This is a genomic window from Pigmentiphaga sp., assembly GCF_033795525.1.
Classification (GTDB): domain Bacteria; phylum Pseudomonadota; class Gammaproteobacteria; order Burkholderiales; family Burkholderiaceae_B; genus Pigmentiphaga.
The window spans coordinates 1-503 of sequence record NZ_JARYGM010000034.1; the positions used below are offsets into that span (position 1 = coordinate 1).

At 63.0% G+C, this 503-nt stretch carries 1 protein-coding gene; it reads left to right on the forward strand.

Annotated features, from left to right (window positions below; genetic code table 11):
• Positions 1–503, forward strand: a 503-nt coding sequence (locus QHC78_RS21095; protein WP_319748115.1) for a S1 RNA-binding domain-containing protein, incomplete at both ends; no start/stop codon positions are given.

Genomic DNA, 503 nt, shown 5'->3' on the forward strand with positions numbered 1-503 from the left:
GGCATCTTCATCGGCCTGGACGGCGGCATCGACGGCCTGGTCCACCTGTCCGACATCAGCTGGGCGACCACTGGCGAAGACATCGTGCGCAACTTCAAGAAGGGCGACAACCTGGACGCCGTCGTCCTGGCGGTCGATCCGGAGCGCGAGCGCATCAGCCTGGGCGTCAAGCAGCTGGAGCAGGATCCGTTCGGCCAGTTCATGGCCGTGAACCCGAAGGGTTCGAAGATCGAAGGTGTGGTCAAGGAAGTTGACGCCAAGGGCGCCATCATCGAACTGGCCGACGGCATCGAGGGCTATGTGGCTGCCCGCGATATCTCCGCCGACCGCGTCGACGATGCAACCCAGCACCTGAAGGTCGGCGACAAGGTGGAAGCCAAGTTCGTGGGCATGGATCGCAAGGGTCGTACCCTGCAGCTGTCGATCAAGGCCAAGGACGACGCGGAAATGCGCGAAGTGCTGGAGGAATACCAGTCCTCTTCGGCTTCCAGCGGCACCACCCA